This window comes from Desulfurobacterium crinifex (assembly GCF_054656775.1).
In genome coordinates, this window is the sequence record NZ_BAAHXO010000004.1 from 323,683 (window position 1) to 340,183 (window position 16,501).

Below are 16,501 nucleotides of genomic sequence, written 5' to 3' on the forward strand. Positions count from 1 at the left end.
ATTTGGCGGGGCTTGAATGGTTTTACTGGCTAAGTTTACTGCTTCTCTTCAACTTTTTCGCAGTAGTCCCAAGTAACTTTTCTGTACTCTTTCCTTCCTGTTCCAGCAGGGATAAGTCTTCCGATAATTACGTTTTCTTTGAGACCTCTCAGGTAATCACGTTTACCTGCAATTGCAGCTTCTGAGAGAACTCTTGTTGTCTCCTGGAAGGAAGCTGCAGAGATGAATGAGTCTGTAGAAAGTGCAGCCTTTGTTATACCTGTAAGAACAGGCCTTGCCTTTGGAGGTCTCTTGCCCTCTTTGAAGAGTTGATCTCTAACCTTCTCAAACTCCTCTCTATCAACAACCTCTTCAACAAGGAAGTTGCTGTCTCCGGAATCCTCAATTCTAACCTTGGAGAGCATCTTTTTGATGATTACCTCGAAGTGTTTGTCGTTGATATCAACACCCTGAGCCCTGTAAACAGATTGAACTTCATCAAGGAGGAACCTTGCAACAGCCCTTTCTCCAAGGATTGTAAGGATGTCGTGTGGATTGAGCTGTCCATCTGTTAGTGGCTCTCCAGCTTTAACGTAGTCTCCGGTTCTTACATAGATGTACTTACCCTTTGGAACTTCGTATTCCCTCTTAACGCCAGTTTCTGGATCAAGAATTGTGATTATCTTCTTGTTTTTCTCAGTTTCGATATAAACCTTACCGCTAATCTCTGCAAGGATAGCAGTATCCTTTGGTTTCCTTGCTTCAAAGAGCTCTGCAACCCTTGGAAGACCACCTGTAATGTCCTTTGTTCCTCCGATCTTCCTTGGGAGTCTTGCAAGCTGAGCTCCAATCTCGACCTTTTCACCCTCTTTAACCATTATCCTTGCGCCAACTGGAAGTGGGTAGAAGTCAATAACGTTTCCTTCTTCATCGAGAAGTTCTATAGTTGGCTCGTAAGGCAGCGTTCTATACTCAAGAACAACAGGTTCTGTCTCAGAAATTGTTAACCCAGGAATGATGTCCTTGAACTTAACAGTTCCTTTCCTGAGGGCAAGAATTGGAATGGCGTGAGGATCCCATTCTGCAAGGATCTGTCCTTTCTCGACTTTTTCTCCATCCTTAACTTTGAGAATTGCAGCGTATGGGAGGTCGTATCTTTCAAGATGCTTACCGCTCTTTTCATCAACGACTGCAATCTTTCCAGCTCTGTTGATAACAACTGTATTTCCATCCTTATCGGTAATAGTATTGACATCAAATATCCTTACAATACCGTCGTGCTTGGCTCTGTACTCAGAAGCTTCAGCACCGCGCATAGCGATACCACCAATGTGGAACGTACGCATCGTCAGCTGAGTACCCGGTTCACCGATGGACTGTGCAGCGATGATACCGACTGATTCACCAAGCTGAACTGGTCTTCTCCTTGCAAGGTCCCTACCGTAACACTTTGCACAGACTCCAAATGGTGCACGGCAGGTAAGGACAGACCTTATCTTAACTGAGTCAATTCCAAGGTCTTCAATTCTTTCGGCAATCTCGTCTGTAATTTCCTCGTCCTTTCTAACTAAAACCTCTCCCGTCATGGGGTCAACAATGTCTTCAGCCGCATATCTTCCAGCAATTCTCTTGGAGAGAGGGATAACGATTTCACCGGCTTCAATCAGTGCAGAGACTTCGATTCCATCGTCACATCCACAGTCTTCCATTGTAACGATGACGTCTTGTGCAACGTCTGCAAGTCTTCTTGTTAGATAACCAGCGTCAGCAGTCTTCAGAGCAGTATCTGCAAGACCTTTTCTTGCACCGTGAGTTGAGATGAAGTACTCAAGAACTGTTAGACCTTCACGGAAGTTAGAAATAATTGGTGTTTCAATAATCTCACCGGAAGGCTTAGCCATAAGACCTCTCATACCGGCAAGCTGTCTGATCTGTGTCTGGCTACCACGGGCTCCAGATTGGAGCATCATGAATACTGGGTTGAAAGTTCCATCGTTTGGAAGCCTTCCACGGGAATCAAGGTCGTGGCTCTTCATGTATTCCATCATGTCTTTTGTGAGCTGCTCTGTAACCCTTGTCCATATATCAACGATCTTGTTGTAACGCTCATCTTGGGAGAGAAGCCCCTTTCTGTATCCTTCTTCAATCTCAGCAACTTCTTTTTTGGCTTTCTCGATAAGCTCCTTCTTGGATGGTGGAATGTGAAGGTCATCAATTCCGATTGAAAGTCCGCCGAGTGTAGCCTGAATGAAACCAGCTTCTTTGATCCTGTCGAGCATATCAACCGTAATCTCGTTTCCGAGCTTCTTGTGAATATCTGCAATGAGCTCAGCAACGGCTTTCTTGGTCATTACTTTGTTTACAAATGGGTAGTTTTCTGGAAGGAGTGTGTTGAACTTAACCCTTCCAACTGTAGTTGTAATTATCTCTGGCTTTCCAGATTTGGTCTTATTTCCTGGAAGTCTTACCTTAATCCTTGCATGGAGCTCAACTTCTCCAAGGTCAAGGGCTTTTAGAACTTCATCTATGGAAGCAAATGCTTTACCTTCTCCCTTAGCTCCAGGTTTTTCAAGGGTCATATAGTAGAGACCCAATACCATGTCCTGTGATGGAACTGCCAGTGGCTTTCCGTGGGCTGGTGAAAGGATGTTCTGTGTTGAGAGCATGAGTGTGTAGGCTTCAAGCTGTGCCTCTAAGGAGAGTGGAACGTGAACAGCCATCTGGTCACCGTCAAAGTCTGCGTTGAACGCAGTACAGACAAGTGGATGAAGTTTAATAGCTTTACCTTCAACGAGAACCGGTTCAAACGCCTGAATAGATACCCTGTGGAGTGTTGGAGCACGGTTCAGGAGAACTGGATGTTCTTTGATAACCTCTTCAAGGCACTCCCAGACCTCTGGCTCCTGCCTTTCAACCATTTTCTTGGCTTGCTTTACTGTGTTGGCGTAGCCCTTTTCTTCAAGTCTTCTATAGATGAAAGGCTTAAAGAGCTCAAGAGCCATTACCTTTGGAAGACCACACTGGTGCATTTCAAGTTCAGGACCGATAACGATGACAGCACGACCTGAGTAGTCAACCCTCTTACCAAGGAGGTTCTGTCTGAACCTACCCTGCTTACCCCTTAGAACGTCGGAGAGGGACTTAAGTGGATGGCCTTTTGAACTCTTAACAGGTCTTCCTCTTCTGCCGTTATCTATGAGAGTGTCAACAGCTTCTTGAAGCATACGCTTTTCGTTTCTGATGATGATGTCTGGAGCATCGAGTTCAATGAGCCTTTTAAGTCTGTTATTCCTGTTTATAACCCTTCTGTAGAGATCGTTAAGGTCAGAAGTTGCAAATCTTCCACCTTCAAGAGGAACAAGTGGACGGAGTTCTGGTGGAAGAACTGGAAGGACTTCAAGAACCATCCACTCAGGTTTGTTATTTGAGTTGAGGAAAGACTCAACGATTTTAAGCCTTCTAACCAGTTTTTTAAGTTTTGCTTCTGTTGTGTCCTTTCTTGTTGCTCTCCTTATCTCCTCTTTGAGGAGCTCCTTACTCTGGATCTTACCCTGTTCGATCAGGAAATCAACATACCAGTCAAGAGCTTTTCCGCCCCTCTCGACTTCAATGTTTACTTTATCCTTTAAAACTTTGTATTCGTTGTACTCAATTATCTGTCCCTTCTCTAAGTTTGAATCGCCTGGGTCTGTAACAACGACAAGTACATTCTTCACAATACCAACAATTGTGTCTTCAGAGAGTCCTGTGTAGTAAGAGAGTGTTTCAACTGCAGCCTTAAATACGTTTGGAAGTCTCTTCTGGAGGTCTGCGTTGATGGAGCTAATCTCACCGGAGTACATCTTTATCTCTTCACGGAGCTCCTCAGCAAGTTCCTCAACGTCAACCCTCTTTAGAGCTTCTTTTATGCCGGCAGCACCGATACCAACTTCAAAAGCATCTTCACCGAACTCTTCCACTTTTTCTCTGTATTCCTCTTCTGTGAGGATTTGGAATTTCTTGAGACCGGTTTCCTCTTCGTCACCTGGATCGAGAACGATGTAGCTCTCAAAATAGACAACCCTTTCAACTTCCCTGACAGAGAGCCCTAAGAGAGCACCAATCTTACTGGGAACAGATTTCACATACCAGATGTGAGTACAAGGAGCGGCAAGCTCAATATGTCCAAATCTCTTTCTTCTCTCCTTGGAAAGTGTTACTTCAACACCACACCTATCACAAATGACTCCTGCATACTTGGAACCCCTGTACTTTCCACAAAGACACTCCCAGTCCCTGATTGGACCAAAGATCCTTGCACAGAAAAGACCATCTCTTTCTGGTTTTAGTGTTCTATAGTTAAGAGTTTCAGGAAGCTTTACCTCTCCGTAGGACCATTCTTTGATTTTCTCAGGTGAAGCAAGTCCAATCTCTATTGCATCAAAGTCAAAAGTTTTTGGTTCTTCAGAGAAGATAATTTCTTTCTTCACTACTGATTCCTCCTCATGGGGTTTAGAAGCCCCCGAAAGGGGGCTGGAGATTATTCTTCCTCTTCAACGTTCTTTATGAACTTAACATCAAGGGCAAGTGCTTTAAGCTCTCTTACGAGAACGTTAAAGGATTCAGGAAGGCCTGGTTCAAAGGAGTACTTACCTTTAACAATTGCCTCATAAACTCTTGATCTACCTTCAACGTCGTCAGACTTAACAGTTAACATCTCCTGGAGCGTATAGGCAGCACCGTAAGCTTCAAGTGCCCATACTTCCATCTCACCAAATCTCTGTCCACCAAACTGTGCCTTACCGCCAAGCGGCTGCTGTGTGATAAGGGAGTAAGGACCTGTTGACCTTGCATGGATCTTATCGTCAGCAAGGTGGATGAGCTTGAGCATGTACATGTAACCAACAGTTACATCCTGATCAAAAGGTTCACCCGTTAGACCATCGTAAACCTTGAGTCTTCCAGTTTCAGGAAGTCCGGCGCGCCTTAATAGTTCTTTAATCTCTTCCTCTTTAGCACCGTTGAATATTGGAGATTCAAATCTGATACCCTTGCTGAGCTTTTTGGCAACCGCCCTGAGTTCATCGTCAGAGAGGGAGTCAATGAGTTTGCTGATTCTTTCATCATTGTAGATAGCCTTGATCTCCTCTCTGACCTTGTCAAGTCCGACTTTCATTAGCTTTTCAATCTTTTCACCAAGAGCCTTTGCAGCAAGTCCAAGGTGAACTTCAAGTATCTGTCCAACGTTCATACGGGATGGAACGCCAAGTGGGTTGAGGACAATATCAATAGGTGTACCATCCTCAAGGAATGGCATGTCCTCAACAGGCCTGATTTGAGAGATAACACCCTTGTTACCGTGGCGACCTGACATCTTGTCGCCGATCGTGAGTTTTCTCTTTGTAGCTATATAAACCTTAACCTTCTTGTTAACTCCAGCTGGAAGATCATGCCCCATTTCAAGGGCAGCCTTCTTCTCCTCGTAGATGTTCTCAACAAGGGCAATTTTGTCAACAGCTCTGAGTCTTATTCTCTTGAGCTCCTCAGCAGCTTTCTCGTCATCAATAATTGAAGGCTTCCTGAGGGCGAAGAAGACCATTTGTTCAACTTTTTCCTCTGTAACTGTATCGCCAGCGGATAGGATGAGGTTTCCTGCTGCATCAAAAACATCCTCTTTAACTTTCTTTCCAAGGATAATCTCAGCAGCCTTTCTGTCCCTATCCCTCTTGATGAGAGCAATCTCTTCCTGCTTCTCTCTTTCAAGTCTCGCTTTTTCCTCAGCTTCTATGAGCTGGGTTCTTGGATCTTTCTTCTCACCCTTTCTTGAGAGAATCTTGACATCTATTACAACCCCTTCAACACCGTGTGGAACATAGAGAGAAGAATCTTTAACTCCCTTAGCTTTCTCACCAAAGATTGCCTGGAGAAGCTTCTCTTCTGGAGTTAAGACCTGTTCTCCCTTAGGAGTAACTTTTCCAACAAGGATGTCTCCAGGTTTAACGTAGGTACCGATTCTTACAATTCCGGATTCATCAAGGTTTCTAAGGAGAGATTCAGAAACGTTAGGAATATCCCTTGTGATTTCCTCTCTACCAAGCTTTGTCTCTACAGCTTCACACTCAAATTCCTGTATGTGAATAGATGTATAAACATCGTCTTTAAGGAGTCTTTCACTAACAAGGATAGCGTCCTCGAAGTTGTAACCTCTCCATGGCATGAAGGCAACGAGAACGTTCTTTCCAAGGGCTAACTCACCATTCTCCATAGAAGGACCATCGGCAATTATCTGGCCTCTTTTAACCTTTTCACCCTTCCTAACAATAGGTCTCTGGTTAATACAGGTCTTCTGGTTGGATTTCTGGAACTTCTTGAGTTCGTAAACGTCAAATCCTGTATCTACAGAGATTCCACCTTCCTCTACCTCTTCAGGATCAACCCTTACGATAATCTTGTCTGCAGTTACGCTCTCAACCACTCCAGATCTTCTGGCAACTACAGCACTACGACTGTAGAGAGCAACCTCTTTTTCCATTCCAGTTCCAACAAATGGCGCCTCTGTTTTTATAAGAGGCACAGCCTGACGCTGCATGTTTGAACCCATGAGGGCACGGTTAGCGTCGTCGTGCTCAAGGAACGGAATCAGAGATGAAGAAACAGAGAATACCTGCTTTGGAGAGACGTCCATAAACTGGACTTCCTCTCTCTTCACGAGCTTAAACTCGGCCTTATGCCTTGCCATTACAGTGTCGGCGGCAATGTAGCCGTTCTCATCAACAGGAGCGTTAGCCTGAGCAATTACATAGTTTTCCTCTTCTTCAGCTGTCATGTAGACTATTTCATCTGTAACCTTTCCATTTACAACTTTTCTGTAAGGTGTTTCGAGGAAGCCAAGCCAGTTTATCCTTCCGTAGGTCGTCAGTGAGTTGATAAGACCGATGTTCTGTCCTTCTGGTGTCTCGATTGGACAGATACGGCCGTAGTGGGATGGGTGAACGTCACGGACTTCAAATCCTGCCCTTTCCCTCGTGAGACCACCAGGACCAAGAGCAGAAAGTCTTCTCTTGTGAGTTGTCTCAGCAAGTGGGTTCGTTTGATCCATAAATTGACAGAGGGAAGTAAGTGTGAAGAACTCTTTGAGTGGATTGAGGGCAGTTCTTGGGTTAATTAGATCCTGTGGCATTACAGAGTCAATGTCAGCAACTGCGAGTTTCTCTTTTACAGCTTTTTCCAGCTTGAATAGACCAGATTTAAATGCAATTTCTGCAAGTTCTCCAACTCCTCTGACTCTTCTGTTTCCAAGATGGTCAATATCGTCGTATTCCCTTAGGCCTGCATGAACTTCAAGGAGTGCTTTAACTGCACCTACAATGTCAGCCTTGTGGAGAATCCTTCCTGCATCATCGTAGTCAGGCTCAACAGGAATTTCATCTATGTTAAGGGATGCAAGTTTTAAAGCAACTTCTGTGTCAATGAGTGTTCCCTTAGGAACAACAATATCTCCATCTTCGTTGTAAATATCCTCAGATACTCTAAGAGGTGGTAACCATTCTATAGACTTCAGATCCTCTTTCGTAAGCCTTGAGAGCTTTTCTTTCGGATAGATTTTCTCATTTATCTTAGCTCTACCAACCCTTGAGAGGTCGTAGTTCTTTGTGCTGAAGAACATGCTTTCAAAGAGTCTCTTTGCACCCTCAACAGTGGCAGTGTCTCCTGGCCTTACTTTCCTGAATATCTCAACGTAAGCTGCAATAAGAGGATCTTCTATTTTCTCCCTTACTCTATCTCTTCTTTCTTTTCTGAGAGTATTAACGATAACTGCACCATAGGGAGTGGCTTTTACATGAATTGCTTTAAACTCAGCTCCTTCTGGAAGTTTTCTGGAGCTGGTGGAGAGTTCTTCATAGGCTTCTTGAATTACTTCTCCTGTTTCTGGATCTATAACATCAGTAACGAGATAATATCCATTAAGTTCTTCTGAGGATTTGATTTCTCCAGTCTCAGTATTTACAACTTCTCCATTTTCTACTTTGAACGTTTCAATAGCATCACCGTAGAAGAGGTTGAGAATTTCCTCGTCTGTTCTTATTCCAAAAGCTCTTAATAGGTACGTTCCAATAAATCTTCTTTTCCTGTCTATTTTGGCGTAGAGGATTTCATTATGTGGAACCTCAAACTCAAGCCATGATCCCATTGCAGGGATGATGCTTGCAATGTCAATAATCCTTGCAACCTGAGTAGTCTTTGATACTTCGCTTTTAAAGAAGAGACCAGGAGATCTATGAAGCTGACTTACAACAACCTTTTCAGTTCCGTTTATAATAAATGTTCCCCTTTCTGTCATAAGGGGAATTTCTCCAAAATACATTTTGTTTTCTTTGATAATTGGAGCTATCTTTTCGCCTGTTTTCGGATCCTTCTGCCATACGTGGAGTTCAAAAAGAACTCTTAATGGAGCGCTGTAGTCGATTCCCCTCTCCTTACATTCATCAGGAGTGTATCTTGGTCTAAATACGACCTCCATTCCACACTTTGGACATACAACTCCTTTTCCACCAAGTCCCTGAAACTTTCCACACTTACAGTACCAATCTCCTATCTCATAACCTTTGTAGTGAATTTCAACACCGCTCTGTTCGTCAATGATTGGAAATGCCTGTCTGAAAGCGGACTCCAGTCCAATGTTTTCTCTCTTATCTGGAGCTTTGTTTAACTGGAGAAATCTTTCATAGGATTCAAATGGAAATTGGAGCAGGTCTGGAATTGGGAAAGTCTCTTTTCTCTTTGCAAAACTTTTTCTTGGAAGAGATTTGATTGTTTTTGTTTCTACAGAAGGGACAGCTTTTTGGATTTTTCCCATACTTGACCTCTTCTCTACGAGTTTTTTGTGTTAAAATACGAGAAGGGAGACTACCCCATTGGCAGTCTCCCAACCAGAAATTATATTCCTATTAAAGAGAAGTTTCAAGGGTTACTTAACTTCTACTTCAGCACCAGCTTCTTCAAGCTTCTTCTTGATCTCTTCAGCTTCCTCTTTGGAAACTCCCTCTTTAACAGGTTTGGGAGCGTTATCTACAAGCTCCTTAGCTTCTTTGAGGCCAAGTCCTGTGATCTCCCTTACAACTTTGATAACGTTGATCTTCTTAGCACCTGGAGACTTGAGGATAACATCAAACTCAGTCTTTTCTTCAGCAGCTGCGGCACCAGCAGCACCTGGAGCAGCAACAGCACCTGCAGCAACTACAGGCATGTCAGATACGCCGAACTCTTCCTTAATTGCATTGATGAGATCAACGAGTTCGAGAACAGTCATGTTCTTGATAGCTTCGATGATTTGCTCTTTTGTGATTTCTGCCATTTCCTTAAACCTCCTTCAAAATTTCTTGAATTTAAGCTGTTTCTTTTTCAGCTTTAACGTTTTCGAGAACAGTAACCAACTTCTGGAATAGATTGTCAAGAGACCATGCAACAGCGTTGACAGGATACTTGAGAGTAAATGCAAGCTGACCAAGGAGCTCTTCTCTTCCAGGAAGAGAAGCAAGTTGCTTGATCATTTCGACATCAGCAACCTTTCCCTCTACAACAGCAGCTTTAAACTTCAGTTTTGCATCTTTCTCTTCAAAAAACTCCTTGAGAGCTTTAGCAGCTGCCACTATGTCATCAAATGCGAAGACAATTCCTGTAGGTCCTACAAAGGCATCTTTAATTTGTTCAACAGGTGTACCTGGATAAGCATGTCTCATGAGTGTGTTTTTGACAACTTTATACTCCGCTCCAGCTTCCCTAAGAGCTCTTCTAAGCTTATTACTTTCTGCAACTGTCATTTCATTAAAGTCAGTGAGTATAACAAGGGAAGCTTTCTCAAACTTTTCTTTAAGTTCCTTAACTATTTGTTCTTTAGCTTTTCTCGTTTTCAAAGGAGTTACCTCCGCTAAGGATTTTCGGTGGGATGTAGAGGGAGGGCATAGGTGGAGGGAGAGATAAACACCGCTCTCGGTCTCAGTAGGCTGCCTTTTCAGGCATTTAAGCTATGCACCTACCCTCTACGACCACCGCAAATTGCAGCCGTAATTCTATTCAAATTTCTATAGTTGTCAACCCCCAGACCTCATCCTCATCAAATGGGGGAGATTTTACCTATTCAGCTGTTTGAGCTCTGTTTATTGCATCAAAAATGTCAACCTTAACACCAGGATCCATTGTAGCTGAAACTGCAATGCTCTTTACGTACTGTCCCTTAGCTCCAGATGGCTTTGCAGCAAGAATTGCTTTTAGGAGAGCAACTGCGTTTTCAAGAAGCTTTTTCTCATCAAAAGAAACCTTTCCTATTGGAGCGTGAACAATACCAGCTTTTTCCACCTTAAAATCAACTTTACCACTTTTAGCTTCTTTGATGGCCTTTGCGATATCAAAGGTTACAGTTCCTGTTTTGGGGTTTGGCATGAGCCCTCTTGGACCGAGAATTCTACCAAGTCTACCAACCTTGCCCATCATATCAGGAGTAGCAATCAGAACATCAAAATCAAGCCATCCCTGCTGGATTTTTTGAATGAGATCATCTCCGCCAACGTAATCCGCACCGGCTTCCTGAGCTTCCTGGAGTTTTTCACCTTGAGCTATTACTGCAACTTTTCTTTCTTTACCAAGGCCGTGAGGAAGAACAACGCTACCTCTTACCATTTGATCTTGGTATTTTGGATCGACGTTGAGTCTTACTGCCATTTCTACAGTTTGATTAAAGTTTCTTTTTGTTACGTCAGCCATTTTCTTTACAAGGCTGATAGCTTCATCAAGTGGATAGAGCTTACCCCTCTCAACAAGAGCAAGAGCGTTCATGTACTTCTTTCCATGCTTTGGCATTTTCTCCTCCTATCGGCACATTTTTTTCGAAATGCCTCCCACCAATTGGTGGTTGCTTTAACTATTCAACTACTTTTACTCCCATGTTTTGAGCAGTTCCAGCAATGATTTTCATTGCTGATTCAATGTCATAGCAGTTGAGATCCTGCATTTTCTGCTCAGCAATCTGTCTGAGCTGCTCTTTTGTGATCTGTCCAACCCACTCTTTCTTTGGTTGATGAGCACCCTTTTCAATTCCTGCAGCCTTCTTAATGAGAACAGATGCAGGTGGAGTTTTGAGAACGAAAGAGAAGGATCTGTCTGCGTAGATTGTGATAACCACAGGGATTACAAGTCCTTTCTTGTCAGCTGTAGCTGCATTAAACGCCTTTACAAACTCCATAATGTTTACACCATGCTGACCAAGTGCTGGTCCAACAGGTGGTGCAGGTGTAGCCTCACCGGCAGGCAACTGCAGCTTTACTTCAGCTACAACTTTCTTTGCCATTTTTTCCTCCGTTTATCTCCTTAACTTATTTTCTCGATCTGATCAAACTCCAGTTCAACCGGAGTTTGCCTGTCGAAAATGTTAACCAAAACTATAATCTTTTCTCTCTCTGGGTCAATCTCTGAAATGGTACCTTCGAATCCAATAAATGGCCCTTCTTTAATTTTCACTTTATCCCCAATTTCAAACTTAAGTTTTTTAACTTTTGGTACACCTTTCTTAAGCCTTTCTATCATTGCTTTGATTTCAGATTCAGGAACGATAACCGGTTTTCCTGCAGCACTAACAAATCCGAGTACTCTTGGTACACGCCTTATTGTACTTTGAACGTTTTTATCGAGCTCTGCCTTGATAAAAATGTATCCTGGATAGAGCCTATCTCTTAGCTCAATCTTTGCTTCTACTTTGTTCTCTGGACACTTTATCTTCTGACCAATTTTTTCAATCGGTTTATCTGGAGTGCACTTTTTCTTTTCACATTCGCAGAATTCCACCCACACTTTGCCATCTTCAATTCGAAAAACGACCTTTTTTCCCTCTTCACCTTCAACTTCATGAACACGAGGTTCCCCGTGTAGAGGAAGTTCACCTTTTTCTTTTCCAGCTACTTTAAAGACAACTTTTTCCACCGCTGGAATGAAAATCTCCTCTACCTTATCCTCTAAACCTTCTTCCTTCAGAGCCTTTAAAATGTTGGCTTTTACCCTATGTTCAAATCCTGACTGAACATGAAGGGAATACCACTTTTTCTCTTCCATTGAATCTACCCCTTACTTTTCTATTATCATTTTTAAAGCTTCAGAAAATACAAAATCGAGTGCCCAGAAATAGATAGCAATGAAGGCACAGAAAATTACAACGCCAAAAGTAGCTTCTATTACCTCTTCCTTGGAAGGCCAGGTCACTCTGTTGAGCTCTTCTCTGACTTCCTTTAAAAATGTCATTGGTGACATATTTACCTCAGCTTCTTTTATTTCAACAATCCACATTTAAAGGATTAAAAAATATTTTCTACTGTTTTAATTTTGGATTTTAAATTTTAGAGAAAAGGTGAAGATAAAACAATAAATGGCAGGCCAGGAGGGACTCGAACCCCCAACCGCCGGATTTGGAGTCCGGAGCCCTGCCAATTGGGCTACTGGCCTACCTTACAAACCTCCCCTTTTTTTAAAGGGAGCTGGGGGATTTGCTACCCCCCAAATATGGCAAGAGAGAATATAAACTATTTTACCTCTCTGTGCAAGGTGTGTTTGTTACACCATGGACAGTACTTACGGAGTTCTAATCTATCAGGAGTATTCCTTTTATTCTTTGTAGTTGAGTAGTTCCTTCTTTTACATTCTGTACAGGCAAGCTGTATTATCTCACGAGGTCCTTTCTTAGCCATTTCCGTCTCCTCATTATGTGTAATTATTCAATTCAATAGTTACAAGTAACGAGTAACGAGCTTTTTTATCATTACCATCACCTGTCACTCGTTACTCTATATTAGTCAAGAATTTCCGTAACAACGCCAGCACCTACAGTTCTACCACCCTCACGGATAGCAAATCTAAGTCCTTCTTCAATAGCTACTGGCTTGAGAAGTTCAACTTCAAATGTAACGTTGTCTCCAGGCATTACCATCTCTACGCCTTCTGGAAGCTTAACCTTTCCTGTTACGTCTGTTGTCCTAAAGTAGAACTGTGGCTGATATCCGTTGAAGAATGGTGTGTGTCTTCCTCCTTCTTCCTTGGAGAGAATGTAAACCTCAGCCTTAAACTTCTTGTGTGGATTAATTGAGCCAGGCTTGGCTACTACCATTCCTCTCTCTACTTCGTCCTTTCCTACACCCCTGAGGAGAATTCCTACGTTGTCTCCAGGAAGTGCTTCGTCAAGTACTTTCCTGAACATTTCAATTCCTGTTGCTACTGTCTTGATTGGCTCTTCTCTGAGTCCAACGATCTCTACTTCTTCTCCTACTGTGAGCTTTCCTCTTTCTACTCTTCCTGTTACTACTGTTCCCCTACCAGAAATGGAGAATACGTCTTCGATTGGCATGAGGAATGGTTTGTCTATTTCTCTTACTGGCTCAGGTACGTATTCGTCAAGGGCGTTTACAAGTTCGTAGATTGGTTGACAGTCTGGACAGTCAGGTGATGTACAATCGAGAGCTTTGAGAGCAGATCCTCTGATTACTGGTACTTCATCTCCTGGGAATCCGTATTCGTTGAGGAGTTCCCTTACTTCAAGTTCAACGAGTTCAAGAAGTTCTTCGTCATCTACCATGTCAACTTTGTTGAGAAATACTACGATGTATGGAACGTTAACCTGTCTTGCAAGGAGAACGTGTTCTCTTGTTTGTGGCATTGGACCGTCTGCTGCAGATACAACGAGGATAGCTCCGTCCATCTGAGCAGCACCAGTAATCATGTTCTTGATGTAGTCAGCGTGTCCGGGACAGTCAACGTGAGCGTAGTGGTACTTGTCAGATTCGTACTCAACGTGTGCTGTAGCGATTGTAATTCCCCTTTCTCTTTCTTCTGGGGCTTTGTCGATCTGATCGTAGGCTACTTCTTGAGCCTTTCCTTGAAGAGCGAGACAGTGGGTGATTGCTGCTGTGAGAGTTGTCTTTCCGTGGTCAACGTGTCCGATTGTTCCCACGTTCTTGTGGGGCTTTGTCCTTTCAAATTTCTGCTTTGCCATGGTCTATTCCTCCATAACTATTAAATAGTTAATGTTTTGTGAATTTTCAGGCAGAAATTTAACAACATCTAAATGGAAATTCAAGATACATTAAAATGAGGTTGAAGGAGATTTTGATTTTTTTTTGTTTTTCACTTACTCGTCACTTAATCACTCTTCACTTAAATAAATGGTGCCCACGGGCGGAGTTGAACCGCCGACCTCACCCTTACCAAGGGTGCGCTCTAACCTCCTGAGCCACGTGGGCAATTGGTTGCAAGGAGAAATATAGACTAATATATATATGATTGCAAGGGAAGAGACGAGAGATGCGAGACGCGAAACAAGAAACGCATTTCGCATCACACATTACGTATTTCGGTCTTCCAAACGGAGGTGTTATGGCTACTGTGCCTTTAGAACTTTACGAACTGTTTGAAAAAAAAATTAGGAAAAGAAGAAGCCAAGAAAGCAATAAAGCTTGTTGAAAAAGCTCTGCAAACTATTGAAGAACAGGATAAAGCCCAAAAAAAACTATCCTTAAAGCAGAAATAAGGAAAGAGCTCCGAAAAGAACTTGCTACAAAGGAAGACATAGCTCTTGTCAGGCAGGAAATAGAAGTTGTCAGGCAAGAAGTAAGAAATCTTGATCAGAAGATAGAATTTATTAGAAGGGAAATGAGAATCCTGTTTTACGTTCTACTGGCATTTATGTTTCTCCTCAACAAAGGAACGATTGAGTTTGCATTTAAGGTTCTGGGATTGCTGAAATGAGTAACGAGAGATGAGAGACACGAGACGAGAAATGCGAGATGAGAAATGAGATCAACCATCCCGCATCACGCATTACACATCTCGTTGGAGACTTGCACAGCTGTATTTACATTTGCTAAAATAATTGGAAGGGTTGGTTAAGGTTGGTGATTAGGTAATTAACCACAACTAATTTTAACTAACCCCTAATAACGCTATGAAAATTGTTTGCAAGTTTGCAAATTTAACCGCTTGTAACAGAAGGGGGAGCTTGACATCTCCTCTAAAAATTTGTTAAATTCTGCTCTTGAAGATAAAATTTTTATACTAAAAAAACTTCTATGGGGAGGTCCCGAAGATGAGAAAGGCACTGAAAGTAGCGACCTTAATGGGTCTCGCAGCAGCACTTATAGTACCTGCTACACCTTCTAAAGCTGCCGACATGGAAATGGGCAGTACAAAGATCACAATCAGCGGACAGTTGAGAGAGAGACTTCATTGGTATGCTAACCAAATCGGTGATGACAACGGTGAAAGGCTTCTCGGTTCCTACAGAGCAAGAATCCAGATCAAAGCCCAGCTTTCTGATGGTGTAACTGCTGTGTTCACTCCTCAGGCTGTAGGTTACTGGGGTGAAAACTTGCAGGGAGTTTTCCTAGGAGAACAAAGCGGTAATCCAGCAATGACTCCAGTTGGACGTGCAGTCTCAGGAAACACGAACGATGTAATGATGCATGAAGCTTATATGCTTCTTTCCAATCCATTCGGAATTGAAAACGTAATTGTTAAGCTTGGTCGCCAGGAAGTTAACCTTGGTAACCAGAGACTTGTAGGTTCTGTCGGCTGGTCTCAGGCTGGAAGATCTCTTGACGGTATCCTTGTTGGTTATGTAGCTGGAGATTACGGACTCGCTGGATTTTTCTATGGAAAGCTTAATGATAACGTTGGAAGATTTGATGCATGGGTAATGCCTACAGCCGACAATGCTGACGGCCTTGATATTGACCTTTATGTAGCAACATGGCAAGGTAACTTTAAACCATTTGGAATTGGTGGAACTTATGAAATTACTGATATCTACGTTAACCCAAGAGGTACAGGTTTAACAGCAAGAAATGTTAATACTTTGTATGGTCGTGTAACCCCTGCATTTGATACCGAATTTGCAAAGATTAAGTTGAACATCGAAGGTGCTACTCAAAGTGGAGATGCTGGTCAAAATGATCTTAGTGGCTATTTCTTCAGTGTAGGTGCAGGGGCAGACTTTACAGATGTTGCATGGAAGCCAGGAGTATTTGTTGGATATGACTACTATTCTGGAGACAGTGATGACCAAGGAGATATAGATTCCTTCTGGTCTGTTCTTCCAACAGCTCATAAGTGGCTTGGACATGCTGATCTTGTATGGCTTGGAAATCTTTATAAGTTCAATGCAGCTATTGCTACAAGGTCTCCAGGAGTTGAGGATTTATACTTGAAACTTCATGCGAAGCCACTTGACAAAGTAGGAGTTGCTCTTGACTTCCATTACTTCCAAGCAGCTGAAGATTATGCTATAGGCACAGGAGTTGTTCCAAAGCCAACTCCCGCAGGAACAAAGACCAGTGACGATGTAGGTTGGGAAACAGATCTCGCTGTTAAGTACAAATACAGCAAGAATCTCTGCCTCACACTCGGATGGGATCATTTTGATCCTGACAAAGATTTTGCAAACACATATTTCGCTACGAATGACGACGATCCAGAAGACCACATTTGGGTTCAGGCTGACCTCAAGTTCTAA

The 16,501-nt window shown here is 42.7% G+C and carries 11 protein-coding genes and 2 tRNA genes; 1 reads left to right on the top strand and 12 read right to left on the bottom strand.

All coding sequences use genetic code 11. From position 1 onward, the window contains the following. Positions 1-35: 35 nt before the first annotated feature. The 12 genes from rpoC to ACYQ3A_RS03720 form a co-directional block, all read right to left on the bottom strand. A complete protein-coding gene (rpoC, locus tag ACYQ3A_RS03665; protein ID WP_459895718.1) occupies positions 36-4,448 on the bottom strand; it encodes a DNA-directed RNA polymerase subunit beta' in 4,413 nt (1,470 codons plus the stop codon). Between the two features lie 50 nt (positions 4,449-4,498). Beyond that, positions 4,499-8,815, bottom strand: coding sequence for a DNA-directed RNA polymerase subunit beta (rpoB, locus tag ACYQ3A_RS03670; protein ID WP_459895720.1), 4,317 nt, complete (start codon positions 8,813-8,815; stop codon positions 4,499-4,501). A 111-nt stretch (positions 8,816-8,926) separates the two neighbouring features. Beyond that, entirely contained in the window at positions 8,927-9,304 is a 378-nt protein-coding gene (rplL, locus tag ACYQ3A_RS03675) for a 50S ribosomal protein L7/L12 (RefSeq protein WP_459897426.1), read from the bottom strand. 40 nt (positions 9,305-9,344) lie between these two features. Next, the gene (gene rplJ, locus ACYQ3A_RS03680; RefSeq protein WP_459895721.1) at positions 9,345-9,872 is read right to left on the bottom strand and encodes a 50S ribosomal protein L10; all 528 of its coding nucleotides are present in this window, start codon (positions 9,870-9,872) and stop codon (positions 9,345-9,347) included. 220 nt (positions 9,873-10,092) lie between these two features. Beyond that, positions 10,093-10,815: a 50S ribosomal protein L1 gene (gene rplA, locus ACYQ3A_RS03685; protein WP_459895722.1), complete on the bottom strand. Its 723-nt coding sequence runs from the start codon at positions 10,813-10,815 to the stop codon at positions 10,093-10,095. 61 nt (positions 10,816-10,876) lie between these two features. Next, on the bottom strand, positions 10,877-11,302 hold the full coding sequence (rplK, locus tag ACYQ3A_RS03690; protein WP_459895724.1) for a 50S ribosomal protein L11: 426 nt from the start codon (positions 11,300-11,302) through the stop codon (positions 10,877-10,879). Between the two features lie 20 nt (positions 11,303-11,322). Beyond that, positions 11,323-12,060 carry a transcription termination/antitermination protein NusG gene (nusG, locus tag ACYQ3A_RS03695; RefSeq protein WP_459895725.1) on the bottom strand — a complete coding sequence of 246 codons (738 nt, stop codon included), beginning with the start codon at positions 12,058-12,060 and terminating at the stop codon, positions 11,323-11,325. A 12-nt stretch (positions 12,061-12,072) separates the two neighbouring features. After that, positions 12,073-12,255, bottom strand: a complete 183-nt coding sequence (gene secE / locus ACYQ3A_RS03700; RefSeq protein ID WP_459895726.1) for a preprotein translocase subunit SecE — start codon at positions 12,253-12,255, stop codon at positions 12,073-12,075. Positions 12,256-12,371: 116 nt separating this feature from the next. Continuing rightward, positions 12,372-12,447 (bottom strand) — tRNA-Trp (locus tag ACYQ3A_RS03705). 77 nt (positions 12,448-12,524) lie between these two features. Further along, a complete protein-coding gene (gene rpmG, locus ACYQ3A_RS03710) occupies positions 12,525-12,689 on the bottom strand; it encodes a 50S ribosomal protein L33 (RefSeq protein WP_013538330.1) in 165 nt (54 codons plus the stop codon). A 101-nt stretch (positions 12,690-12,790) separates the two neighbouring features. Beyond that, positions 12,791-13,987 (bottom strand): elongation factor Tu, encoded by a 1,197-nt coding sequence (tuf, locus tag ACYQ3A_RS03715; RefSeq protein ID WP_459895471.1) that lies wholly within the window; start codon positions 13,985-13,987, stop codon positions 12,791-12,793. Positions 13,988-14,157: 170 nt separating this feature from the next. Further along, positions 14,158-14,234, bottom strand: a tRNA-Thr gene (locus ACYQ3A_RS03720). Between the two features lie 842 nt (positions 14,235-15,076). Between ACYQ3A_RS03720 and ACYQ3A_RS03725 the strand changes: the two genes are divergently transcribed. Further along, on the top strand, positions 15,077-16,501 hold the full coding sequence (locus ACYQ3A_RS03725; RefSeq protein ID WP_459895727.1) for an alginate export family protein: 1,425 nt from the start codon (positions 15,077-15,079) through the stop codon (positions 16,499-16,501).